The sequence below is a fragment of the Methylocystis sp. genome (genome assembly GCF_051062815.1).
Taxonomy (GTDB): domain Bacteria; phylum Pseudomonadota; class Alphaproteobacteria; order Rhizobiales; family Beijerinckiaceae; genus Methylocystis.
The window spans coordinates 423,261-446,566 of sequence record NZ_JBPFDU010000078.1 but is presented as its reverse complement, the minus strand read 5'-3'; the positions used below and the strand labels follow the sequence as shown (position 1 = coordinate 446,566).

At 63.5% G+C, this 23,306-nt stretch carries 21 protein-coding genes; 13 read left to right on the top strand and 8 right to left on the bottom strand.

Annotation, left to right across the window (positions count from 1 at the left end):
- Window positions 1-71 precede the first annotated feature (71 nt).
- A complete protein-coding gene (locus ACR65W_RS16700) occupies window positions 72-1,061 on the bottom strand; it encodes a ribonuclease T2 family protein (RefSeq protein ID WP_434500264.1) in 990 nt (329 codons plus the stop codon).
- Window positions 1,062-1,626: 565 nt separating this feature from the next.
- Here ACR65W_RS16700 and ACR65W_RS16695 point away from each other — a divergent pair.
- A complete protein-coding gene (locus ACR65W_RS16695; RefSeq protein WP_434500322.1) occupies window positions 1,627-2,562 on the top strand; it encodes an IS110 family transposase in 936 nt (311 codons plus the stop codon).
- Between the two features lie 304 nt (window positions 2,563-2,866).
- Here ACR65W_RS16695 and ACR65W_RS16690 read toward each other — a convergent pair whose 3' ends face one another.
- Window positions 2,867-4,078, bottom strand: coding sequence for a bifunctional 2-C-methyl-D-erythritol 4-phosphate cytidylyltransferase/2-C-methyl-D-erythritol 2,4-cyclodiphosphate synthase (locus ACR65W_RS16690; RefSeq protein ID WP_434500265.1), 1,212 nt, complete (start codon window positions 4,076-4,078; stop codon window positions 2,867-2,869).
- Window positions 4,079-4,178: 100 nt separating this feature from the next.
- Between ACR65W_RS16690 and dusB the strand changes: the two genes are divergently transcribed.
- The 9 genes from dusB (at window position 4,179) to hflX (ending at window position 15,772) form a co-directional block, all read left to right on the top strand.
- Window positions 4,179-5,228, top strand: coding sequence for a tRNA dihydrouridine synthase DusB (dusB, locus tag ACR65W_RS16685; protein ID WP_434500266.1), 1,050 nt, complete (start codon window positions 4,179-4,181; stop codon window positions 5,226-5,228).
- Window positions 5,225-6,397: a two-component system sensor histidine kinase NtrB gene (locus ACR65W_RS16680; protein WP_434500267.1), complete on the top strand. Its 1,173-nt coding sequence runs from the start codon at window positions 5,225-5,227 to the stop codon at window positions 6,395-6,397. The genes dusB and ACR65W_RS16680 overlap by 4 nt, the downstream gene beginning before the upstream one ends.
- Window positions 6,398-6,425: 28 nt before the next feature.
- Window positions 6,426-7,901: a nitrogen regulation protein NR(I) gene (gene ntrC, locus ACR65W_RS16675; protein ID WP_434495115.1), complete on the top strand. Its 1,476-nt coding sequence runs from the start codon at window positions 6,426-6,428 to the stop codon at window positions 7,899-7,901.
- Window positions 7,902-8,065: 164 nt separating this feature from the next.
- A complete protein-coding gene (locus ACR65W_RS16670; protein WP_434500268.1) occupies window positions 8,066-8,398 on the top strand; it encodes a hypothetical protein in 333 nt (110 codons plus the stop codon).
- Window positions 8,399-8,495: 97 nt separating this feature from the next.
- Window positions 8,496-10,178, top strand: coding sequence for a B12-binding domain-containing radical SAM protein (locus ACR65W_RS16665; protein ID WP_434500269.1), 1,683 nt, complete (start codon window positions 8,496-8,498; stop codon window positions 10,176-10,178).
- 76 nt (window positions 10,179-10,254) lie between these two features.
- Window positions 10,255-12,543, top strand: a complete 2,289-nt coding sequence (locus tag ACR65W_RS16660; RefSeq protein ID WP_434500270.1) for an ATP-binding protein — start codon at window positions 10,255-10,257, stop codon at window positions 12,541-12,543.
- The gene (locus ACR65W_RS16655; RefSeq protein ID WP_434495177.1) at window positions 12,543-13,910 is read left to right on the top strand and encodes a sigma-54-dependent transcriptional regulator; all 1,368 of its coding nucleotides are present in this window, start codon (window positions 12,543-12,545) and stop codon (window positions 13,908-13,910) included. Before ACR65W_RS16660 ends, ACR65W_RS16655 begins: the two co-directional genes overlap by 1 nt.
- 229 nt (window positions 13,911-14,139) lie before the next feature.
- Window positions 14,140-14,403 (top strand): RNA chaperone Hfq, encoded by a 264-nt coding sequence (hfq, locus tag ACR65W_RS16650; RefSeq protein ID WP_026222957.1) that lies wholly within the window; start codon window positions 14,140-14,142, stop codon window positions 14,401-14,403.
- A gap of 4 nt (window positions 14,404-14,407) precedes the next feature.
- Window positions 14,408-15,772 carry a GTPase HflX gene (hflX, locus tag ACR65W_RS16645; protein WP_434500271.1) on the top strand — a complete coding sequence of 455 codons (1,365 nt, stop codon included), beginning with the start codon at window positions 14,408-14,410 and terminating at the stop codon, window positions 15,770-15,772.
- Window positions 15,773-15,811: 39 nt separating this feature from the next.
- Here hflX and mazG read toward each other — a convergent pair whose 3' ends face one another.
- The 4 genes from mazG to ACR65W_RS16625 form a co-directional block, all read right to left on the bottom strand.
- Window positions 15,812-16,633 (bottom strand): nucleoside triphosphate pyrophosphohydrolase, encoded by an 822-nt coding sequence (gene mazG, locus ACR65W_RS16640; RefSeq protein ID WP_434500272.1) that lies wholly within the window; start codon window positions 16,631-16,633, stop codon window positions 15,812-15,814.
- A gap of 71 nt (window positions 16,634-16,704) precedes the next feature.
- Window positions 16,705-17,370 carry a cold-shock protein gene (locus ACR65W_RS16635; RefSeq protein WP_123176078.1) on the bottom strand — a complete coding sequence of 222 codons (666 nt, stop codon included), beginning with the start codon at window positions 17,368-17,370 and terminating at the stop codon, window positions 16,705-16,707.
- 514 nt (window positions 17,371-17,884) lie between these two features.
- The gene (locus ACR65W_RS16630) at window positions 17,885-18,679 is read right to left on the bottom strand and encodes an MBL fold metallo-hydrolase (RefSeq protein ID WP_434500273.1); all 795 of its coding nucleotides are present in this window, start codon (window positions 18,677-18,679) and stop codon (window positions 17,885-17,887) included.
- A complete protein-coding gene (locus ACR65W_RS16625; protein WP_434500275.1) occupies window positions 18,676-19,467 on the bottom strand; it encodes a TatD family hydrolase in 792 nt (263 codons plus the stop codon). The genes ACR65W_RS16630 and ACR65W_RS16625 overlap by 4 nt, the downstream gene beginning before the upstream one ends.
- A 271-nt stretch (window positions 19,468-19,738) precedes the next feature.
- Between ACR65W_RS16625 and ACR65W_RS16620 the strand changes: the two genes are divergently transcribed.
- The 3 genes from ACR65W_RS16620 to ACR65W_RS16610 all read left to right on the top strand — a co-directional run bounded on the left by ACR65W_RS16620 (window position 19,739) and on the right by ACR65W_RS16610 (window position 21,602).
- On the top strand, window positions 19,739-20,005 hold the full coding sequence (locus ACR65W_RS16620; protein ID WP_175094585.1) for a hypothetical protein: 267 nt from the start codon (window positions 19,739-19,741) through the stop codon (window positions 20,003-20,005).
- Window positions 20,002-21,147 (top strand): CapA family protein, encoded by a 1,146-nt coding sequence (locus ACR65W_RS16615; protein ID WP_434500276.1) that lies wholly within the window; start codon window positions 20,002-20,004, stop codon window positions 21,145-21,147. The genes ACR65W_RS16620 and ACR65W_RS16615 overlap by 4 nt, the downstream gene beginning before the upstream one ends.
- A gap of 86 nt (window positions 21,148-21,233) precedes the next feature.
- Entirely contained in the window at window positions 21,234-21,602 is a 369-nt protein-coding gene (locus ACR65W_RS16610; protein WP_434500277.1) for a VOC family protein, read from the top strand.
- Between the two features lie 9 nt (window positions 21,603-21,611).
- Here the strand turns inward: ACR65W_RS16610 and ACR65W_RS16605 are convergent, their stop codons facing one another.
- Window positions 21,612-22,418: a class I SAM-dependent methyltransferase gene (locus ACR65W_RS16605; protein WP_434500278.1), complete on the bottom strand. Its 807-nt coding sequence runs from the start codon at window positions 22,416-22,418 to the stop codon at window positions 21,612-21,614.
- Between the two features lie 100 nt (window positions 22,419-22,518).
- On the bottom strand, window positions 22,519-23,016 hold the full coding sequence (locus ACR65W_RS16600) for a hypothetical protein (protein ID WP_434500279.1): 498 nt from the start codon (window positions 23,014-23,016) through the stop codon (window positions 22,519-22,521).
- Window positions 23,017-23,306: the final 290 nt, after the last annotated feature.

Sequence of the window (23,306 nt, the reverse complement as noted above, 5' to 3'; positions counted from 1 at the left end):
TCGTCGCGGGCATCCACGAAGCGCCGCTGCGCTCGAGGCGGACGCTAGCGGCAAGATTATCCCACGTCGCCTTACTGCAGGCCCACCGGATCGACGACGCCGCTTGGGCAGCCGGGGTCCGTCGCCGGCGCGGCGGCGATGAGGTCGGCGAGCTTGCTGTCGGATTTGACGTCGCCGACCAGTCCGATGGTCATCTCGACAATGAGATTGCGGCCGCCGTCTCTCTTGCAGGCGACGCGCACCCGATCGGCGGCGCCGTCGCCGAAGGTTTCATTGAACGCCGCCTTGAGCTGATCGCGCGTGATTTCCTGGCCGATATGCGTCGAGAAAAGCTCCCGGACCTTGGAGCCGTTCAGCTGCGATGTCAGCGCGAGCGAACGCGAGAAATAGGCGTCCGCGGCGCCGCCCGGAAAGCACGTGCCGTGCTTGATCCACTCATGCCGTTCGAGCAGCGACATCGTTCCCGGCATGACTTCCGACAGCGCGTGCCTTGTCGCGTCGGAGAGTTCGGGCTCGGGCAGGCCGTTCCACCGGTTGTCCTTATCGGCGGCGACGATGTGGCGATCGACGTTGCAATATTGTTTTTTGGGCCAGAGTCCATGCAGCGTGAAATGCGTCGCGTCGAAACGGTCGGGCCTTTGCGTTTCGCATTCCTTCTTGTCGGGTTTGCCTTCGCAAAACGCCGGCTGCCAGCTGACGGCGAGGATGTAGTCGGGCTTTTGCGCCGCTTGCCCGCCGCCGGGAACGCTCGGGCCTTGCCCGCCGCCATCGGCCAGCATCGCTTCGCCGCAGCCGACCGCGACCCAGCGGCGCGCCGGACGCGCGTCGGGCACCTCAACGAGATAATGCGTCGCATCCGGCTTGTTCTTGGCGCGCAACGTGTAACGCTGATCCGGCTGGACACTGACATCGCCAGGATTGGCGCCGGTTCTGATCGATTGAAGCGCGGGACATGACTGATGGGCGACGAAGGTTCCGGATGCGGACGTCTCCGCCGTCGCGCCTGAGGCGACGAGCGACAATGACGAATAAAGCAGGATTTGAAAAGCGCGTGCGCGCATGACGCCAACTCCAAAAAAATATCGGCAACGCGCGCGAGGGTAATCCGGGCGGGGAATGCGAGCAAGCAGCGGCTGCTTGCGCCATTGTTTCGACTTCCGCGACGGCGACATCTCAGGAAGATGAAACTCCGACAACTTTCCCCAGTTGTATGAGGCGAATTGCGGGGAGCGCGCAGATGCCCAGACATCAATCGCGCGAACAGCAGAAAACCGTCGAGCGCGTCATGCATGAGTCAAGCATGGCGAGCTGGAGAGCGGCGGCGGAAAGAAAATGAAGAACCCCAAGCAGGCGATCGCGCTGCATGAGGCGGGCGCCTCGAAATTCGAGAGCCCGGAAAAGAACAACGCTATGGAGCGTCAAAGGCCCCACCAGCAACCTCATCCTTGTAACTTAAACCGTGCCGGATCGGCTAACATTGCCGCTGCGGTGGCGGACGGGACGCCGGCTCATCCTCGGGCGATCGAGCCCGTTCCTCAGCTTGGCCGCCCGTCCGCCGTTCCATCGAACCCGAACAGTCGCTTGGGCCGCGCGAAGCGAAGCCCGCTTAGGCAAGGACGGGACATGATGGACGCTATTTATGTCGGGATCGATGTTTCCAAAGACCGGCTTGATGTGCATACGCTTCCGCAAGGCGAAGCCTTTATGGTGGCGCGTAATGGCGAAGGCGTTGCGCAGCTCGTCGAACGGCTGAAAGGGCTGTCGCCCGCGCTGATCGCGCTCGAAGCCACCGGCGGCTTCGAGACCGTGGTCGCTGCGGCGCTTGCCGCCGCCCGCCTGCCGGTCGTCGTCGTCAATCCGGCGCAGGTGCGCCACTTTGCGCAGGCGCTTGGCCAACGCGCCAAGACCGATCCGATCGACGCCGCGGTCATCGCCCGCTTCGCGCAAGCGACGCAACCCGCTGCGCGTCCGCTGCCCGACGAAATGACGCAGCTTCTCGCCGATCTTGTCGCCAGACGGCGTCAGATCGTCGAGATGATGGCGGCGGAAGGCCAGCGCGAGCGGCGCGCCGACAAACGCTTGAAGAAAAGCATCGCGCGCCTGCGCAAGGCGCTCGAAAAGGAGCTCGCCGAACTCGACGGCGAGATCGACGAGTACATGCGCGGCACGCCCGCCTGGGTCGAAAAGCAAGATCTGCTCGCCTCCGTTCCCGGCGTTGGGCCAGTGATTGCGCGCACGCTGATCGCCGAACTGCCGGAACTTGGCGCGCTCGACCGCAGGCGAATCGCGGCGTTGGCCGGCCTTGCGCCCTACACCCGCCAATCCGGCCAATGGCGCGGCAAGAGCTTCATCGGCGGCGGCCGCAAGACCGTGCGCAGCATGCTCTTTCTCGGCGCCATGGTTGCGGCCCGTCACAACCCCGTCCTCAAGGCCTTCCGCGACAAACTCGTCGACAGCGGAAAGCCCAAGATCGTCGCGCTCATCGCCGTCGCAAGAAAGCTCCTTACGATCCTTAACGCCATCATCAGGGACGCAAAGCCATGGCGCACACAAAACGCTTGATCGCCAAGACAGTCGCTGAGGAGGCCTCGAAGAGGCCGTCTCGAAGGACGAGGAAACCCGTTTTCGCCATTCTCCTCACCCTCGTCCTTCGAGACGCCGCCTTCGATCTCGGGCCTGCCCGAGATCGACATTAAATTCGCAAGTCGGGTAAACCCGACTTGCGGGCGGCTCCCCAGGATGAGGGTGAGGAAAACCATTCGTCACTCGATCGTCCTTGGGCTGTCCTTGGTCGTCATTGCGACCACGCGCGAAGCGCAGTGGGAAGCAATTGCGACTGGGAGCAGAAGAAGGTTGGGTCAGACTCTCACGGCAACCTTACCGTCGCGATCGCCAGCGCCGCCATGCCTTCCTGCCGGCCGGTAAAGCCGAGTCTCTCCGTCGTCGTCGCCTTGATCGCGACGCGGCCGATCTCGACGCCCATCGTCGCCGCGAGGCTTTCGCGAATCCGCTCCCGGTGCGGGCCGATCTTCGGCGCTTCGCAAATGATGGTGGCGTCGACATTGGCGATCGCGCCGCCGCGCGCGCGCACCAATTCGCAGGCGCGCGCCAGGAAGATCGACGACGCCGCGCCCTTCCATTGCGGATCGGATGGCGGGAAATGCGCCCCGATATCGCCCTCGGCGATGGCCCCAAGAATGGCGTCGGTGATCGCGTGGGACACAACATCGGCGTCCGAATGGCCGGCGAGGCCATGCGTATGCGGGACCGCGACGCCGCCGAGCCAAACGGAATCGCCTGGTCCGAAGGCGTGGACGTCATAGCCCTGACCCATGCGAATGTCGGGCAGATCGGCGAATGCGGGTTGCTTCAACTGCTCCATGGCGCGGGCGAAGTCCTGTTGCGTCGTGAGTTTGAAATTGGCGGCGTCGCCTTCAAAAATATGCACCTTCACGCCCGCCGCCTCGGCGATCATGGCGTCGTCGGTATAGTCGCGCCCGCCAGCGGCCGCAGCGCGATGGGCTTCCATTATCAGATCGAAGCGAAAGGACTGCGGCGTCTGCACGGCGCGGAGCCTCGCGCGGTCGGGCGTCGCGATGACGACGCCGGCGGCGTCGATCTGCTTTATCGTGTCGGCGAGCGGCACGCCGGGGGCGGCGGCGCCATGGATCGCCGCCGCCTCGATCGCGCGCGCGATGAGCGCGGCGTCCGCGAAAGGACGCGCGGCGTCGTGAATCAGCACGATGTCCGGCGCGCCCTCGGCCGCGAGCGCCTTGAGGCCGTTCCTGACGCTTTCCTGCCGGCTCGCGCCGCCGAACGCCGGCGGAAGAAGCCGCGTCCGATCGGAAGGGCAAAGCTCCGCGACGCTCGCGGCATAATACTCGAGGTCGTCTTTATGGATGACGACCTTGAGCGCTGCCTGGGGCATGGCCATATGCAGCCCATGCAGCGTTCGGGCGAGCAACGTCCTGCCGGCGATCGGTCGATATTGTTTGGGCAGGCCGTCGCCCGCCCGCGCGCCGCGGCCTCCGGCGACGACAAGGATGGCGATGGAAGGAATCTGGTGAGCGGCGCCCATGGCCGCTCTCTGTCGGTTTTCACCAACGCCGTCAAATGCCAACGGGCCGGAGAAATGCTATGTTGCAAGTGCGAAGGGAACTGCTTATGATGTGGGCAAGATGGCTACTGCCAAAAAACTAGGCGTTGGCTTTGCCCCTTCGCCTCTGAGCATTGGCGGGATCACGCTGACGGGTCGCGCGCTGCTCGCGCCGATGGCCGGCGTGACCGACCCGACCATGCGCCGCATCGCGTCGCGTCTGGGGGCGTCGGCGACGGTGAGCGAGATGGTGACGGCCGCTGGCGTCGCCCGCGGCGATCGCGAGACGGCGATGCGGCTGGAGTGCGCCGGCGTCGGGCCGCGAGTCATTCAGATCGCCGCGCGCGAGCCGGAAGAAATGGCGGCCGCCGCGCGAAGCGCCGAATCCTCTGGAGCTGACTGGATCGACATCAACATGGGTTGTCCTTGCAAGCGTGTCACCGGAGGCCTCGCGGGCGCCGCGCTGATGCGCGATCTCGATCAAGCGGCGCGGCTGATCTCTGCGGCTCGCGAGGCAATATGCGTGCCGCTGAGCGTCAAGATGCGGTTGGGATGGGATGATGCGACCCGAAACGTCGCGGAGCTGGCGCGCCGCGCGGAAGCCGAAGGCGCCGCGATGATCACCGTGCATGGGCGCACGCGCCAGCAGTTTTATGCGGGCCGGGCCGACTGGCGCGCGATCGCCGCGGCGAAAGCGGCCGTGCGAATTCCGGTGATCGCCAATGGCGACTGCGCCGGCGAAGACGACGCCGTGCAGATGCTGGAGCATTCGCGCGCCGACGGGGTCATGATCGGACGGGCGGCCCTGGGGCAGCCCTGGATCGTCGGCGATATCGCGCATTTTCTGCGGACCGGCGAACGGCGCGCGCCGCCGACGCTGGCGCAACGCGCCGACATCGCGCGCGAACACCTCGAAGGTCTGCTGGCGGCGATGGGCGCGTCGGCCGGGCTGAGGCACGCGCGCAAACATCTCGCCGCCTATGTCGATCTCTTGAGGGGTCAATTGGCGGGACACGCCGCCGCCGACGCGCGTCACGCGCTGGTCACGACACAGTCGCCTGAAGAGGCGGCGCGGCTGATTGAGCTGATTTTTCTGAAGGCGCAGCCTGGAGAGCAGGGGATCGCGGCATGAGCGTTTTCGACCGCCCCCGACGCAACGGCGCGCATTGCGGCAGCTATGAGCCGCTCAAGATCATCAATGACGCAGGCCGATCATGTATGCTTGAGGCCTTGCCGAACGCGATCCTGACCGTCGCCCGCGACGGCGTCATCGAGGACGCCAACGCCGCCGCGGAGGCCTTCTTTGAACTCGGCAAGCCTCTACTCATCGGGCAGTCGCTCGATCGGCTGCTGCCGTTCGGATCGCCGCTCACCGCGCTCATCGAGCAGGTTCGCGAACGTGGCGCGACAATCAATGAATACAAGGTCGATCTCGGCCGGCCCGGCCAGGAAGCCGACCGACGCGTCGACGTTCATTGCGCGCCGCTGCCAGAGGGCGACGGGCTCGTGCTTGTGATGCTGCAGGAGCGAACAATTGCCGACAAAATAGACAGGCAACTGACGCATCGCGGCGCTGTTCGCTCGGTTTCGGGGCTGGCCTCGATGCTGGCGCACGAAATCAAGAATCCGCTGTCAGGCATTCGCGGCGCCGCACAACTGCTCGAATCGGCGCTCGGCGATCAAGACCGCGCGCTGACGCGGCTGATTTGCGACGAGACCGATCGGATTGTGCGTCTTGTCGACCGGATGGAGGTTTTTTCCGACGCGCGTCCATTGCAGCGCGAGCAGGTGAACATCCATTCGGTGCTGGATCACGTGAAGCGCGTCGCGCAGAGCGGATTCGCCCGCAATGTTCGCTTCGTCGAGAACTACGACCCATCGCTGCCGCCGGTTTACGCCAACCGCGATCAACTGGTGCAGGCTTTCCTCAATCTCGTGAAGAACGCGGCGGAAGCCGTCGGCGAAGCCGTCGATGGCGAGATCGAACTCTCGACCGCTTTCCGGCCCGGCGTCAGCCTGCGCGCGCTTGGCGAGAAAAGCCCGATCGGCCTGCCGCTCGAATTTTGCGTGCGCGACAATGGCCCCGGCGTTCCGGAAGACATCGCCGCGCATCTCTTTGATCCCTTTGTCACCACCAAGTCGACAGGAACTGGCCTCGGACTTGCACTGGTTGCGAAGATCGTCAACGACCACGGCGGCATCGTGGAGTGCGAGTCCCTCCCAAGGCGCACGACCTTCCGGGTGCTGATGCCAATGTACAGGCCAAAACGGGCCGAGCAACGCGAGGAACGGCGTGCATGACATCTCGCAGAGGCGGGAGAACGAAGTAATGACGCGAGGAGAAATTCTGGTCGCCGACGACGATGCTTCTATTCGCACGGTCGTCGCGCAGGCGCTTTCGCGTGCGGGTTATGAAGTGCGCACCACCGGCGCGGCCGCGACCTTGTGGCGATGGGTGCAGTCGGGCGAGGGCGATCTCGTCGTCACCGACGTCGTCATGCCCGACGAGAACGCTTTCGAGCTTCTGCCGCGCATCAAAAAGCTTCGCCCAGAACTTCCGATCATCGTCATGAGCGCGCAAAACACGTTCATGACGGCTATTCGGGCGTCGGAGCGGGGCGCATACGACTATCTGCCCAAGCCTTTCGATCTCAAGGAACTCGTCGGCATCGTCGGCCGCGCCATGGCCGAGCCCCGCAAACGGCCCGAAGATGACCGCCACGATGAGATCGAGGGCATGCCGCTCGTCGGCCGCTCGCCGGCGATGCAGGAAATCTATCGTTCGCTCGCGCGATTGATGCAGACCGACCTGACGGTGATGATCAATGGCGAGTCGGGAACCGGCAAGGAGCTCGTCGCCCGCGCCTTGCATGACTATGGAAAGCGCAAGAAGGGTCCCTTCGTCGCCGTCAATATGGCGGCGATCCCGCGCGATCTGATCGAAAGCGAACTCTTCGGCCATGAGAAGGGCGCCTTCACCGGCGCCAACCAGCGCTCGGCCGGACGCTTCGAGCAGGCCGAGGGCGGCACGCTGTTTCTCGACGAGATCGGCGACATGCCGATGGAGGCGCAGACCAGGCTGCTTCGCGTGCTGCAGCAGGGCGAATACACGACCGTGGGCGGGCGCACGCCGATCAAGACCAATGTCCGGATCATCGCCGCCACCAACAAGGATCTGCGGATCCTCATCCAGCAGGGCCTGTTCCGCGAGGATCTTTACTTCCGCCTCAACGTCGTGCCGCTTCGGCTGCCGCCGCTGCGCGAGCGCGCCGAGGACATTCCCGACCTCGTGCATCACTTCTTCAAAGTGGCGGCGAGCGAGGGACTGCCGCAGAAATACATCGATCAGGCCGCGCTCGACCGGATGAAGAAATACCGCTGGCCGGGCAATATCCGCGAACTCGAAAACCTCATCCGCAGGCTCGCCGCGCTGCACCCGCAGGAAGTCATTTCCGACCAGCTCGTCGAGACCGAACTCGAACATGAGATTCGACAGGCTGACCCGGGCGGCGACAAAGGCTCAGCCGCAGCCGCGCCGTCGCAGGAATTGGCTGACGGACAAACGCTTTCGAGCTCCGTCGAGCTTCATCTCGCCAAGCTGTTCCGCGACTATGGGGATCAGTTGCCGCCGCCCGGTCTCTATCACCGGATCATCCGCGAGATCGAAATTCCGCTTGTCTCCGCGGCGCTCGCGGCGACGCGCGGCAATCAGATCAAGGCGGCGGAATTGCTCGGACTGAACCGCAACACGCTGCGCAAGAAGGTCAACGACCTTGACATCAGGCTGATGCGCTCGCCGCGATAACGGCGTCATAGCGCATCCCTTTCATGCGTTTGGACCATGCGGATCCTGCGTTTACAGACGTAGCATGATCTGCCGGTCAGCCTTTTCGGCCGGATTTTTTGAGGTTGAGCGGTCGCCGCTCGCGATTTTTGTTGCGGCCGTTCATTTCAAATAGGAGCCTTTTCATGGCTGACGACATTGCCAAATTGACCGCCCGCATCGACCGCCTGGAGAGCGCTCTGGGCCGTGTTCCTGGAGGAGGCGTCACCGACCCGCCGCCAGACCCCTGGCCGTGGCCGCATTGGCCCTATCCGCGCCCCTGGCCATGGCCGCCGCGCTGGCCATTTCCCTGGCCCGATCCATTGCCCCCGGGCCCGATCATCGACCCGGCGCCTTTTGATGTCTCCCAGTTTACGCGTCCCCAGCTTGAACTCGCGCTCGAGCAGATCAAGTCTCAGCGAGTCAAACTGGACGCCCAGGAAAAGGCGATCAGCGCGCAACTCAAAAACGTGAAGTAGCGCGACTGCGCTTTGGCCGTCCGCGACGGACGGCCAAAGCCGCACGCCGCATTTTTTCGAAGCTGGTCATTTACAAAAATAACCATTGGAGGCCGTCATGAGCGCCATACCGCAAAGAGAGAGCGGCCGGCCGCAGCGGGCTTTGCTTGTTGGATTTCAGGACCAGGACAATCTTGGTTTGCGATACCTGTCGTCGGCCGCGCGCAGCGCCGGCCATGAGACGGAGATCGCCACCTACGAAGCCGATGCCTCCGCTTTGGTGCGGCAGGTTCTCGCTGGCGGCTACGATTTCATCGGCCTCTCGCTCATCTTCCAATACATGACGCCGAGCTTCGCATCAGCCGTCACGGCGCTGCGCGAAGCAGGCGTTAGGGCCCACATCAGCATGGGCGGCCATTATCCCAGCTTCGCTTACGAAGAGGTCATGCGCGGGGCGCCCGGACTCGACTCCATCGTACGTTTCGACGGCGAATTGACTCTCGCCTCCCTGCTCAACAGCCTGTCGCACGGCGCGGAATGGCGCACGTCGGCGGGAATCGCCTTTCGCGGCTCCGATGGGGATATTCACGCCAATTGTCTGCGCGAGCCGCTCGGCGACCTTGACGCTTTGCCCTGGCCCGATCGCGACACGATCGACTATGAGAACCACAGCCTGTCGACGGCCTCGGTTCTCGGCAGTCGCGGCTGCCCCTGGGACTGCAGCTTCTGCTCGATCCGGCCGTTTTATGAGGCGCAGGGCGGTCAATTGCGGCGGCTTCGCAAACCCGACGCAGTGGTCGATGAAATGATCGATTTGCACGAACGCCGTTCAGTTCCCGTTTTCCTGTTTCAGGACGATGATTTTCTGGCCACTGGCCGGCGCGCCCGCGAATGGGCGGGAGGAATTGCCGACCGGCTCGTCGACGAAGGCTATGCGGGCGACATCGCTTTTAAAATCAGTTGTCGCTCCGACGAAATCGATGAAGCCGCCATCCGCCGCCTGATGGCCGGCGGACTAACGCATATTTATATGGGCGTCGAATCTGGCGATGAGACGAGCCTCGCCACAATGAATAAGAAGCTCGGGCCTCAGCGTCACGTCCGAGCGGGCGAAATACTGAAATCGCTCGGGCTCTCTTTTGACTTCGGCTTCATGTTGATGGAGCCCTATTCGACCTTCGAAACGATCCGCAACAATATCGCCTTTCTCGACGCCTTCGTGGGAGACGGTTGGTCGGTCGCGCCCTTCTGCCGAATGCTGCCTTACGCCGGCACGCCTATTCGGGAGCGGCTCGTCAAGGAAGGACGTCTGACGGGGAGCGAATTCCAGCCGGACTACCGCTTCCTGGATCCCAAACTTGATATCTACTACGAGTGGATGATCGAAACCTTCCATCGCCGCAATTTCACCGCCGAAGGCCTGTGCCACCTTCTGCGCTATTATCTCTTCGAGGCGCGGCTTCGCCTGCGCGGCAAGGGAGTTGCGCCACAACGCTTGGCGCAGTTGCAATATATCGCGGCGGTCGCAAATGGGGTGGCCTGTCAGGTGCTGCGCTCCGCGCTGGACCATATTGAAAGGACGCCTCTTGAAACGCTGCGCCGCGACCGGGAATTCCTGAAGGCACTGACGGCCCATGAAGCGCGCGAGGAGGAGCAATTGATGCAGGATTTGCGGCGCTATTGCACGCTCGTCGCCGCGGAGCGACGCGAAAGCGTATCGGATTCCTTCGACAAATCATGGACTTTCGAGGGCGTGGAGCGCGACGCGCTGCGGAACAGCGACCATGTGAGCGCTGCATGATCCCTCGTCATTCCATGGCGTCGCTCGGACCCCCCCTTTAATTGCAACCGGCGCGGGCGGAGCCTATACAGGCGCCATGGCCCTGACCGGAGACTCGGCTTCTCCGCTAAAGGCGAAAGGCAGAACGCCGTTTCGCAGCTGGTTCGGCCCGATCATCGTGATCGGCGCCGTCGGCTGTGCTTTGGCTACATTCCTGGTCGTGGCCGAATTCGGCGCGCTGTCGCCGACGGACGACCGCGTATTGCCGTTGCTCATCATCAACGGCGTCTTCGTCGCCGTTCTGCTCGCGATGGTGATCGTCAAGGCCTGGCGCCTCTACCGCGTCTGGCGGCGCGGCGAGGCGGCGGCGCGCCTACACGTGCGCACGGTCGGTTTTTTTGCGGTCATTGCTTTGATTCCGGCGATTCTGCTGGCCGTGGCGGGATCGCTGACGCTGGAGCGCGTGCTCAATCCCGCCTTCATGTCGAGCGTCAAGGTCTTCGTCCACAACACGGCGGAAGCCGCGGCCGTGTTCCGCGAGAGTCAGTGCCGGGCGCTGCTGCAGGAGGCGCAGCTCACGGCCTCGGACCTCGATCGCGCGAGCATCCTTTACAATTCCGACCGACCCTATTTTCACCAGATATTTCAGTCGCGGGCGTATTTCCTGGGCTTCTCCGTCGCGGCCCTGGTGAAATCCAACGGCGAAATTCTCGACCGCGTCGACGTGGCGCAGAACGCCGCCTCCATCATCATCGCCCCGCCGCAATCCGAGTTCGACGACGCGCGGCGCGGGGAGCCGCTGTGCCTTGTTATCGATGACGGCAAGAGCTTCGTCGCTTTGCGCGCGCTCAACGCCTTTCAGGATACTTTCCTTTACGTCACCCGGCCCATCGACCCGATCGCGGTGGAGTTTCCCAAACAGGCTCAAAGCCTGATCAGCAGCTACGACGCCTTCGATTCCTATCGCGCCGCCGTGCAGCGGGCCTTCGTGCTGATGTACGCCTTCCTGACGACGATCATGCTGCTGTCGTCCATCTGGTTCGGACTGGATTTCGCCGACCGGCTGGTGACGCCGATCCGCGACCTGATCGCCGCAACCGACGAGGTGTCGGCGGGCAATCTCGACGTTCGCGTCAACGTCGACAAGCAGCATGGCGATTTGGCGCGCCTCGGCGACGTCTTCAACAATATGACGACCGAGCTCAATCTTCAGCAAAACCGGTTGATCGAGGCCAATCGGATCAATGACGAACGTCGCGAATTCACCGAGGCCGTGCTCTCCGGCGTGCCGGTCGCGGTTATGGGCGTGGATTCAGAAGGCGTCGTCACCATTCTCAACCGCTCAGCCGAGGAACTGTCGCTGGCGGACGCGACGGGGCAGGCGACCGTCGGCGCCTCGGTGGCGTCGGTGTTGCCGGAGATCGTCCCCATCCTGAAGGACGCGGCGGAAGTTTTTCCGCGCGCCGTTCAAAGCCAGATCACCATCAAGCGCGGCGTCGCCGAGCGCACCTTGAATGTGCGAGTCACCTCGGCGCGCGCCGATGCGGGACAACACAACTACGTGGTGACGCTCGACGACATCACCGACCTCGTGATGGCGCAGCGCACCTCCGCCTGGGCGGACGTCGCGCGGCGCATCGCTCACGAGATCAAGAATCCGTTGACGCCGATCCAGCTTTCGGCCGAGCGGCTGCGCCGCAAATACGGCAAGGTCATCCAGGAGGATCGAGACGTTTTCGACCAATGCACAGATACGATCGTGCGCCAGGTCGACGACATCAAGCGTATGGTCGATGAGTTTTCGTCCTTTGCGCGTATGCCGAAGGCGCGCCCGGCGCGCGACGATCTCAACGAATGCATTCGGCAGGTCGCATTCCTCATGCGCGTCGGCAACGCCGATCTCGACATCGTCGAAGACTTGCCCGAAACGACCGTCATCGCACAGTTCGATCGCCGCTTGCTGTCGCAGGCGCTCACCAATATCGTGAAGAACGCCGTCGAAGGCATCGCCGCACGCGAAGAAAAAGACGCTCTGGAAAAGGGACGAGTCGAAATCAAGTTGGATGTGCGCGATCGCATGGCGGAAATCGACGTGATCGATAATGGTAAGGGCTTCCCGGCGATGAACAGGCAGCGCTTGCTCGAGCCTTACATGACGACGCGATCGGACGGCACCGGACTGGGCCTGCCGATCGTCGCCAAAATCGTCGAGGATCACGGAGGCCGGCTGGAGCTGCTGGACGCGCCGTCGGGTCGGGGGGCCTGCGTCAGGCTCATCGTGCCCCTCGCCGCGGAGACCTCCTCGAAAGAGGAGCCGGGCGCGGCGGGCGCACATGCGGAAAAAGCGCCGGCGCATGCAAATGGGCCGGGACAGAGCGGGGTATGATGGCAAGCGATATTTTGATTGTCGACGATGAAGAGGACATCAGAGAGCTTGTCGCCGGAATTCTGAGCGACGAAGGGCACGGGGTCCGCACCGCCAAAGACTCCGACGAAGCGCTCGCGGCGATCGCAAGCCGGCGTCCGCATCTCGTTTTTCTCGACATCTGGCTGCAAGGGTCTCGGCTGGACGGCCTCCAGGTGCTCGAACTCGCGCAGAAGCAGCACAAGGGCTTGCCCGTCGTCATGATCTCGGGCCACGGCAATATCGAAACCGCGGTCAGTGCGATCAAGATCGGCGCGTACGACTTTATTGAAAAGCCGTTTAAGGCGGATCGGCTGGTGCTCGTCGCCGAACGGGCGCTCGAAGCCTATCAGCTGCGGCGCGAGCTTTCCGCGCTGCGCCAACGGGCAGGAGCCTTCGACCGCATCGTCGGCGATTCCCCGGCGGCGCATCAGCTGCAGCAGCTCATTGGCCGCGTCGCCCCTGTGAATTCGCGCGTGCTGATCACCGGCGCCCCTGGGACGGGCAAGGAACTCGCCGCCCGCTGCATCCACGAGGCGTCGAGCCGCGCCGGCGGGCCGTTCGTCGTCATCAATTCGGCCACAATCACGCCCGAGAACATGGAAATCGAGCTGTTCGGCCGGGAAGGCGCCGACGGCGAGCGCAAGATCGGCGCGCTCGAGGAGGCGCATGGCGGGACGCTGTTCCTCGACGAAATCGCCGACATGCCGAAGGATTCCCAGGCGAAAATCCTGCGCGTGCTGGTCGATCAGACGTTTCAGCGGGTCGGTGGATCGAACAAGGTCGAGGTCGACGTGCGCATCATCTCGTCCTCGGCGCGCGATCTTGCGTCGGCGATCGAAGAGGGCACGCTGCGCGAGGATCTGTTTCATCGCCTCGCGGTGGTGCCGATCCGGATTCCCTCGCTGGCGGAGCGGCGCGAAGATATCCCGGCGCTCATCGACTATTTCATGGAGAATATGTCGCTCGCGTCCGGCATGCCGCGCCGACGGATTTCGGAGGACGCTCTCGCGGTCCTGCAGTTGCACGACTGGCCCGGCAACATCCGCCAGTTGAGAAATAATGTCGAGCGCTTGATGATCCTCACGTCTGGCGATTCCAGCGGGACGATCACGGCCGAAATGCTTCCGGCCGATGTCGGCGAACTCGTTCCGGCGACTCCCGCCGGCGTGCGCGGAGAGAAACTGATGAGCCTGCCACTCAGAGAGGCGCGGGAAGTTTTCGAGCGCGAATACCTTGTCGCTCAGCTCAATCGCTTCTCCGGGAATATCTCCCGAACGGCGGAGTTCATCGGCATGGAGCGCTCGGCCTTACACCGAAAACTGAAGTCGCTGTCGGTAGAGTCATAGAAACATTAACTTACATGAGCTAGTTAAAGCGCTGCGTTATGTTTGCGGCAAGAGCTGGCGCGGAGTCAAAGCCGGACGCCTCCCATAAACTGGCGGCGGAAAGCGCTCGACTTGCGCCTTGCGCTTCGCCATTTGAAAGGTTCTAATGACCACGGCGGCGAAAAAAGAAGAACGATCCCCTGGGGGCGGCGTCATTCCGCTCGGCTCAAAAAACAGAACAGGACAGCCGATGTCGTCAGAGCGTTCGCAGAATCTGCAAGATACATTTTTGAATTTCGTCAGGAAGAATAAAGTCCCGCTCACCATCTTCCTCGTCAATGGCGTCAAGCTCCAGGGAATCGTCACCTGGTTCGATAATTTTTGCCTGTTGCTACGACGAGACGGGCATTCTCAGCTCGTCTACAAGCACGCCATCTCGACGATCATGCCCGGACACCCCATACAAATGTTTGAGCCGGGCGACGACGAGGGCCAGGCCGACAAGCAGCGGTAGGCGATTGAAGGCTGACAGCGGAGCAGATAACGGGACGACGCCAAACGGCGCCGGGGCCCGCGCATTGGTCATTGGGCCCTATGTGACTCAAGGCGGCGCGGCGCGTGCGCGCGACACGGCGGCGCGTCTCATGGAGGCGGTGGGACTCGCCGAGGCGATCGACCTCGATGTCGTCGGTCAACTGCCCATATCGCTGAACGAGGTTCGACCGGCGACATACCTTGGGAAGGGCAAGGTCGAGGAGATCGGCGAACTCGTCAAGTCGAAGGACGCCGCGCTCGTAAGCATGGACTGCCAGCTCTCGCCCGTGCAGCAGCGCAATCTCGAAAGGGCGTGGGACGCCAAGGTCATCGACAGGACCGGGCTCATTCTCGAAATCTTCGGCGAGCGCGCCCGGACCAAGGAAGGCGCGCTGCAGGTCGAGCTCGCGCATCTGGCCTATCAGAAGTCGCGGCTGGTCCGCTCCTGGACCCACCTTGAACGCCAGCGCGGCGGTTTCGGCTTTCTTGGCGGCCCGGGCGAAACGCAGATCGAGACGGACCGGCGCCTGATCGAGGAGCGGATGCGGCGCATCGAGCATGATCTTGACAAGGTGAAGCGCACGCGCGCGCTGCATCGCAAGACGCGGCGCGACGTTCCCTATCCGGTGGTCGCGCTGGTCGGCTACACGAACGCCGGGAAATCCACGCTTTTCAACCGTCTGACCAAGGCCGAGGTGCTCGCGCAGGACATGCTGTTCGCGACCCTCGATCCCACGCTGCGCCAGATCAAACTGCCGCATGGCGCGCGCATCCTGCTCTCCGACACGGTGGGATTCATCTCCGACCTGCCCACCATGCTTGTCTCGGCCTTCCGCGCGACGCTCGAAGAAGTGACGCTCGCCGACGTGGTTCTGCATGTGCGCGACGTCGCGCACGAAGATTGGGAAGCGCAGGCGAAGGACGTCGAGGCGATCCTGAGCGAACTCGGTCTGAAAGGCGAAGCCGAAGGGCGGATTTTGGAAGTTTGGAACAAGATCGACGCGCTCGATCCGGAACGGCTTTCGGCGCTTCAGCTCGCCGTGAGCGGGATCGAGGCTCAGCGCCGGCCGACGCTCGTATCCGCCTTGACCGGGCAGGGGCTCGATGCGTTGCTGGCGAGGATCGAGTCCACGCTGGCGGCGGGACGCGTTCGTTTTGAAGTGGACCTCGACGTCGCCGACGGCGAAGGGCTCGCCTGGCTTCACGCCCACACCGAAGTGCTCGAACGCGAAGCGCTGCCGGAGGGCGGCGTCCATCTCGTCGTGCGTATCGATCCTGAACGTTCCGAGGGCCTCGCGAGGCGCTTTCCGCAGGCCGAAATCATCCGCGAAGCCGGCGCGGGGCGCTGACGGGCGGCGCCGTAACCTTTCAGACGTTTGAGAGAGTTATCAACGCGGCTTGTGCTCCGCGCCTTTCGCCTCGACCCACAGCGCTTCCATCTCGTCGAGAGACGCTGCTTCAGGCGAACGGCCCATCTCTGCGAGGCGGCGCTCGATATGGTGAAACCGCCGCTCGAATTTCGTGTTGGCGCCGCGAAGCGCCTGCTCGGGATCAACCTTGGCGTGGCGCGCAAGATTGGCGACGACGAACAGCAGATCGCCGATCTCCTCTTCAAGCGCTGGCGAAGCGTTGACGCCGGGACGTGCGAGTTCGGCGGCGACTTCCTCGGTTTCCTCGCGAATCTTGCCGAGAACATGCTGCGCGTCGTCCCAATCGAAGCCGACCCCGGACGCCTTCTGTTGCAGCTTGAGGGCGCGCGTCAGCGCGGGCAGGGCGAGCGGCACGCCGTCGAGCAAACTGGCCGGCGGCGCGCCCTGCTTGCTCGCTTTCTCGCGCGCTTTGATTGCGCTCCACTGCATGGTCACGCCGTCGGCGTCGAGAGACTGGGCGTCGCCGAAAACGTGCGGATGCCGGCGAATGAGCTTGTCGCAGATCGCGTCGACGACGTCCTTGAAGGCGAAAGCGTCCTGCTCCTGCGCCATTCGGGCATGGAACACGACCTGCAAGAGGAGATCGCCTAACTCGTCTTTGAGATCGGTAAGGTCGTTGCGCTCGATGGCGTCAGCGACTTCATAGGCTTCCTCGATCGTGTAGGGCGCGATCGATCGGAAATCCTGCTCGAGATCCCAGGGACAACCGCTGCCGGGCGTGCGCAGCGCCGCCATGATTTCGATCAGTCTGGCGACATCGCCGTGCGGTCGTCCGGACATGAGGTCTCCCCAAAAGAAAAGCGCCGCGGCCCTCAAGGAGGATCGCGGCGCGCGGATCTACGGAGCGAGGCTCAATCCAGGATGATCGACAGCGCTTCTCTGCCTTTCGCCGTATCGACGACCTGCATAGTGACCGGCTGCCCCTCGGCGAGCCGGTTCACGCCGGATGGACCCAGAATCGAAATATGGACGAACACGTCCTTGCCGCCGTCGTTCGACTGCACGAAGCCGAAGCCCTTTGTCTCGTCAAACCATTTGACCTTGCCGGAGACCGGAACGGCGGTCGACGGATCGGGCGCCTGGCGACGGGGCCGGGGGCTGTCAAAACCGCCCCCCGCGCGCGGCGGCGGCGGCGGCGCCCGCTCAGCGGCTCCAGCCAAGTCGACTTCGAGAATGCGCGCCACTTGCTGGCCCTTAACCGAGCTCGTGACTTGCACCTGCAACTTCGCGCCGGGCGGCAGCGTGTCGTAACCCGCCGCCTGAACCGCGCCGATATGGAGGAAGGCGTCGCCGGTGCCATTGGCGAGCTCTACGAAGCCGAAGCCCTTGTCCGTCTTAAACCACTTCACGATGGCGTCGACTGCTGGCTCATTCGACATCGGAGGCGGCGCATCAGGAAATCCGCCGCCAAAAGGTGATCGCGGCGCACGGCTCGTTCGCGGCGAATCATAGCTATACGGGGCGTCGTCATCAAATCCGCGCTTGCGGGGGCCCCGAAAATCTCTACCTTTGCTCATGTCTACCTGCTCGTCTCCGCCAAAAACGGCAAGACCGCTATGCCAACCTTGTGCGCCCAACCGCTCCAGTTGGCGCGTCTCAAAAAACGCGCCCGCCCGGAAACGACGATGATGTGCCTCTTGAATGCCATATAGTCCCGCGCAGCGAGCCTTTTACCAGAGTTTCGCCCCCGAAGGCCAGAGAATTCCGTGGGGTGATCCAAAAATCCAAACAGTCGCCATAGTTTGACAGCTGACGTCCAAACGCTGCGCCGGCGGGAACGTTTGCGTTTGCAGGAGTTTAGATGGGTGGCGCGGTTGGCATTGACGCGCCATGCGCTGCGCCCGCGCCGCATTGTCACCATAAAGCGTCATCCGAGGACGCCGGCGCTGCGTTCCGTCCGCCAGGACATTGGCGCGAAATCTCAGGTTAGCGAGAGGCAAGAGCGGACGGCGCGGGCCAGGATCCCGCATCCATGATTCGCATAATCGATATTATGGAACTCAACGATGTCGTTTGGCGATGCGCGCGACGTCAGACTTCGAGCGCCATTCCGTCAAATGCCGGCGTGACATTTTCCGGCAGCGTCGCGGCGAGCGCGTCGTAATCCAGATCGACGTGCAGATCCGTCAGAACGGCGCGCTTTGGCTTGAAATGCGCGATGAAGTCCAGCGCCTGACTGACGGACAGATGCGTGCCGTGCCGCTGATGGCGCAGCGCGTCGATGATCCAGAGATCCAGCCCTTCGAGATATTGCGCGCTCTCAGGCGGAATGGCGTGAAGATCCGGCGTGTAGGCCACATCGTCGAAGCGGAAGCCGAGGGCGTCCATGTCGCCATGGTCCAGGCGAAACGGCGTGGCGACGATCGCGCCACCGGGTCCGTCGACCGTCTCGGCGCGCCCCAGATGCAGCCGATGTTCGGTCATCAGCGGCGGATAAAAGCTGCCCGGCGGCGTCTTGAAGATGTAGTCGAACTTCGTGGCGAACGACCGCGAAGTCGGCTCGTCCATATAGGCCGGGATTCGCCGTCCGCTCAGAATGACCAAGCCGCGCACATCGTCGACGCCGTGCGTGTGGTCGGCGTGGGGATGGGTATAGAAGACCGCGTCGAGCCGCTTGACGTCGGCGTCGATGAGCTGCTCGCGCAGATCAGGCCCTGTGTCCACGAGCACTTGCGTCGCTGCATCGGCGGGGCCGCGCGCAACGAGAATCGAGCAGCGCCGGCGCCGATTTTTCGGATTGTCCGGATCGCACTTTCCCCAGCCCTGCCCGACTCGCGGCACGCCGCCGGACGAACCGCACCCAAGGATCCTGATTCTCAGGCTCACGCGGCGGCGTCCAGAGGCGGCATTTTGGAAAACAGCCGCAGCGCGTTTTCGGTTGTGGCGATCGCAAGTTCGGCGGCGCTGATTCCCTTGATCTCGGCGAGCACGCGCGCGGTGTCGACGACGAAGGCCGGCTCGTTGCGCTTGCCGCGATGGGGCGCCGGCGCAAGGAAGGGCGCGTCGGTTTCGACCAGCATGCGCTCCAGCGGCACGTCGCGGGCGATCTCGCGCAGATATTCGGCGTTCTTGAAGGTCACGACGCCGGAAAAGGAAATATAGAGGCCGAGCTGCAGCGCCGTTTCGGCGAGCGCGCGGCCGCTGGTGAAGCAATGGAGCAGGGCGGGGAAAGCCCCCTTCCCCATTTCGTCCTTCAGAATCGCCGCGCAGTCGTCGTCGGCGTCGCGGGTATGAATGACGAGCGGCAGACCGGTTTCCCTCGCGGCTTGGACGTGAATGCGGAAGATGCGCTGCGCCACCTCGCGCGGCGCATGATCGTAGTGATAATCGAGGCCGGCTTCGCCCAATCCGACGCATTTTGGATGCCGCGATAGACTCACCAGCGCCTCGACGGTCGGCTCGGCCTCTTCGTGCGCATGGTGCGGATGCGTCCCCACCGTGCAAAAGACCTCCGGATAGGTTTCAGCAACCGCCTTCACGCGATCGAATCGCGACAGATGCGTCGAGATCGTGATCATTCTGGCGACGCCGCGCGCCTTTGCGCGGGCGATCGTCTCCGCGAGTTCTGGCGCGAAATCGGGAAAGTCGAGGTGGCAATGGGTATCGATGAGCATCAGACTCTGTCAGGAAAGAGCAACATGGCATATGGCCAGGGGGCGCTCGTCCTCGGCCGCGGCTGGGGGCTCGACGACGCGCTTGGGCCAATGCGGCAATATGGCTCGGGCGGCGGAAAACACAAATATTTAGCCTGGGCCTCCTTCGCGGCTAAGACACGCGGCGCTATATTTTCTTTGCGATGCAATTCGCCTTTCTCATCGCCGACATCATTCGAGACCGTCACGGATCAAGCTCGGGCGGGACGTTGCAAGCGCGAGGAGCAAAAACTTGACGCAATCTTCCGCGCCGGACGGCGACGGCCGCCCGCTGGCGACGATCAAGGACGTGACGGACGTCCTCGGCGACATCGACGATGCGACGCTGTCGGCGATCATGGACCTGCGGCCGACGATCGCTGACGTCGAGGAGGCGGCGGTGTGGATGTCCGGCGATCAGGACGTCTTCGGCGCGGGCGCGCCGCTCAAGGACGTGGCCGGAGAAATCGTCTCACTTGTCGCCGGCGACGACGAAGAGAATTTTCCGCCGACCATATGAGCGTCGCCGCGCCGCCGCCGAGCAACGTGGCGCCAGCCGTGCGGCTCTTCCTGTGCGGCGACGTGATGATCGGACGGGGCGTCGATCAGATCCTTCCCTCGCCCTGCCCGCCCAAGCTCTATGAGGAATATGTTTCCTCGGCCGAAGACTATGTTCGTTTGGCCGAAGCGGCGTCAGGGCCGATTCCGCGGCCCGTCGATTATTCCTATGTCTGGGGCGAGGCGCTCGCCGAGCTTGAAGCGCAGGCGCCTGACGCGCGCATCGTCAATCTCGAAACGAGCGTGACGCGCAGCGAAACAGCCGAACCTAAGGCGATTAATTATCGCGTCAGCCCGCAGAACGCGGAATGTCTGCGCGCCGCCGGAGTCGATTGCTGCGCGCTGGCGAACAACCATGTGCTCGATTGGGGATGGCCTGGCCTCTTTCAAACGCTCGACACGCTTGAGCGTCTGGGCGTCGCTTTCGCCGGCGCGGGACGAACGATCGACGAAGCGCGGCGGCCAGCGATCCTGGACATCCCTCGAAAAAGACGGGTCGTCATCCTGTGCTTCGCCCTGCCCGACAGCGGAACGCCCTTGGAGTGGGCGGCGACGCCGTCGTCGCCCGGCGTCAATCTTCTGCGCGACCTTTCTCACGCAAGCGTTGACTTCGCCTGCGATCTGGCGCGGAGCGCGGCGCAGAGCGGAGATATTCTGGTGATTTCGATCCACTGGGGGTCGAACTGGGGCTATGGCGTTTCGAACGCCCAGAGACAATTCGCGCATCGGCTGATCGAAGACGCCGGCGCGTCCGTCATCCACGGACATTCGTCACATCACGCGAAGGGATTCGAGGTCCATCGCGACCGCTTGGTTCTCTACGGCTGCGGCGATTTCCTGAACGACTATGAGGGCATCAGCGGCTACGAAAACTTTCGCGGCGATCTGTCCCTGATGTATTTCGCAGACATCGATACGAACGGCGATCTCGTGCAACTTCGATTGGTCCCGCTGCATATGCGGCGCTTGCGCCTTGAACGGGCGTCGATCGCCGACGCCGAATGGCTTGCGCAAACGCTCGATCACGAAAGCGCGCCTTTCGGCGTTCGCGTCCGGCGCCAACCAGATGGCGCGCTGTCAGTTTCCTGGTCGGGCGGCGAATGAGCGCCGCGACGCTCGTGACGGGGAGGCCGACGCCTCCCATTTTCTCCCCATCTGAAATTCGTCAGCACAAAGGCGGAGCTTGATCGATGGCCATCATTCTCAATCACACCATCGTGCCGGCGCGCGACAATGAGGCCGCGGCGCGCTGGTTCGCACGGATTTTCGGTCTGCGCTACGACGGCGCCAAGGGCCATTTCGCGCCGGTGAAGGTCAATAGCGAGCTCACACTGCTGTTCGACAAAGATGAGGGCTTCGGCTCCAGCCATTACGCTTTCCACGTCAGCGACAATGAATTCGACGAGATTTTCGGACGCGTGAAGGACGAAGGCGTCGCCTTTGGCAGCGCGCCGGGCCGATTCACCGACGGCCAGCTCAACGACTGGAACGGCGGCCGCGGCGTCTATTTCAAAAGCCCCGACGGCCATGTGCTCGAGCTGATGACCATGCCCCAGTAGCGCGCCGTCCTACGCCGCGCTGGCTTCATAGAAAATCGCCTGCATCGGCAGGCGCATGGGGTTCTCGCCGAGTTCTTGCGCGAGCCGCTCGGCCAGCGCCTCGACAAGCGATTCGGGGCGCACGCCGCCGCGCTCGCGGAGCTGTTCGAAGAGCGGACTGCCGAAGACGAATCCTCTCGCAAAGGACGTCGGGTCTGCGACCGCCTTGACGCGCGACCTTACGGAAATGGTGATGTCCGTGAAGCCGGCGTCGATCAGCGATTCCTTGATGGGATCAATCTCGGCGCAGGAAAAAGCAAGAAATGGCGGTGGATCGCCGGGAAAAAATCGTTCAATCACCTCGAGCCCCAGGCGAGGGAAAGGATTGTAGCGTGGCGCATCCCAAACGCTAAAGAGATATCGGCCGCCCGGCCGCAGAGTCCGTCGCGCCTCACGATGCGCGCGGTCCTTATCGGGAAAGAACATCAGTCCGAACTGGCAGACGATCGCGTCGAAGGCGCCGTCGCCAAAAGGCAGGGCCGTCGCGTCGGCCGAACGGAAAATCACTTGCTCAGTAGCGCCGAACTTCGTCTTCGCCACTTCGAGCATCGGCTCATTGAGGTCGGTTGCGGTTAGCTTCGCTTGTGGATCGAGAGAGTCGCGCAGCTTGCGCGTGACGATTCCCGTGCCTGCCGCCATTTCGAGCACGTCCATTGGAGCGCTCGCGGCCGTCCGGTCGGCGATATCGGCGGCGTAATCCTCAAAGAGTACCGGGCCGAGGCCGCGGTCGTAAAAAATGGGAATGTCGCCGACGAAGCGCGCTGTTTCGCGGGTCACGGCGACATTCCTTCAACGAGCAGAGACAGAGGCGCCTGCCGCGCGACCCGCCCCAGCTCGTGAGCTGAAACAGGGGCTGGGTCACGGGGCAACTGGCGCTTTACTGCGCAGGCTGGTCAGCCGGCTCCTCGACCGGAGCTGCGGGCTTCGGCTTGGGTTTAGCCTTGGGCTTGGGCTTGGGCTTCGGCTTGACCGGCTGCTCAACCACTGCCTCTGGGGCCGGAGCCGCCTCCGGCATCGCCATGGGCGCGGGTTGAGGCGGCGGCGGCGCTTCGGTCAACGGCGCCGGAGCGGGAGCGGGCGCCGGCTCCGGCGCGCTCTCCATTGGCGCTTCTACGGCCGCCGGCTGCTCAGCCGGGGGCGTTTCGGGCGCCGGCGCGGCCGAGGCGTCGGGTTCGGCCGTCGCCTCCGGCTCGGCTGCAGTCGCCGGGGTTTCGTCCGGTGCGGCTTCCTCCGCTGGGGGCGCAGGTTTAAACCGGCCCTCGATCGCGGCTTTCAGATTGGCGACGCCTTCGGTCGGCGCAGCGTAGATGCCGAGGCCAAAACCGATCGCGCCGAAGATAACCGCCGTCAGAATTGTTGAAATGCCACGCGCCATTCCATGGTTTCCTCTGTAAGATAAAGAGTCGTCCGAGATACGACACAACGAAGGCGGATGTTGTTGCGCGAACGCTCGATCGAGCGGCGCGAGTTCCTTTACAAGGAGCCCGGACGTTCATACTTGCACGCCCGCGCTTTGGCCGACAAGCCCGCAAAGACGAAGGTCAATTGCACGCCGCTGCGCCGCCGCCAATTGAAACGGCTGATTATGGTCAGCGCATGGCGCGCACAAGCAGCGGTCCGCGTCAAGGCCGAGCGTCGAAGCCGGCGATCGGCTCCCGGCGCCCG